General features: G+C 68.1%; 1 protein-coding gene. It reads left to right on the top strand.

Translation table 11 applies throughout. From position 1 onward, the window contains the following. On the top strand, window positions 1-1,130 hold a 1,130-nt coding region (locus H5411_RS46535), incomplete at its 5' end, for an IS110 family RNA-guided transposase (RefSeq protein ID WP_246370567.1). Window positions 1,131-1,156: the final 26 nt, after the last annotated feature.

A 1,156-nucleotide genomic window follows, 5' to 3' on the forward strand; every position in this document is an offset into this window, starting at 1 on the left:
GCCCGCCTCGCCCGATGGTGTCATCGGTCTGCGAGGAAAGGGAACCCGGGTTGAGCATGGTCGTGATCGGTGTGGATGCGCACAAACGCAGCCACACGCTGGTAGCCGTTGACGGGATCGGCCGGAAGCTGGCCGAGCGGACGGTCGGCACCACCAGCGAGGACCACTTGAAGATTGTGGAATGGGCCGGCCAGTGGCCGAACGCGCGCTTCGCGGTCGAGGATTGCCGGCATGTCACACGCAGGCTGGAACGTGACTTGCTGAGCGCCGGGTGCGCGGTGGCGCGGGTGCCCACCCATCTGATGGCCGCGTCCCGTCGCAGCGGGCGCGCGCCCGGGAAGTCCGACCCGATCGATGCGTTGGCAGTGGCGCACGCGGCTCTGCGCGAGCCAGACCTGGCCGTCGCGCAGCTGGATGGGCCGACTCGCGAGGTGAAGCTGCTGGTCGACTACCGCCACAACCTCGTCGAGCAGCGCACGGAGCTGATCAATCGGTTGCGCTGGCACCTGCACGAAATCGACCCGAACTTGCATGTCCCCGCGCGTGGTCTGCGCCGTTACTGCGTCATCGATGAGTTGGCCCGCCGCCTGGCCGGCCGCGACGGTCTTGTGGCGCGCATCGCCCGCGAACTGCTGGCTCGCTGCCGGGAGCTCACGATGCAGATCAACGCCCTGGAGCGTGAACTGCGTGACCGGGTGCGCGTCCTGGCGCCCACGCTGCTGGAAGTCCCCGGCTGCGGGGTTCTGGGCGCCGCGGTTATCCTTGGGGAAACGGCTGGGGCGCAACGGTTTCGCTCGAAGGACGCTTACGCCCGGTTCAGTGGAACCGCCCCGATCCCCGTCTGGTCGGGCAGCAGCTCTGGCAAGGTCCGGCTCAATCGCGGCGGCAACCGCACCATCAACTGCGCCCTGCACATGATCGCCATCACCCAGGTTCGAGGCATCGGACCGGGCAAGGACTACGTCGACAAGCTCCTCGCGCGCGGCAAGACCCGCAAAGAGGCCATCCGCCTGCTCCGGCGACGGCTCTCCGACGTTGTGTTCCGCGCACTTCTGGCCGACGAGCACCGTGCCGCGCCGGCCAAGCGGCCGACCACAACCGAATCTGCACCGCTGCCGCAGGCGGCTTGACATAGGGGCTTGACATAGGAGCATCA

The sequence above is a fragment of the Amycolatopsis echigonensis genome, from assembly GCF_014174495.1.
GTDB classification, from domain to species: domain Bacteria; phylum Actinomycetota; class Actinomycetes; order Mycobacteriales; family Pseudonocardiaceae; genus Amycolatopsis; species Amycolatopsis echigonensis.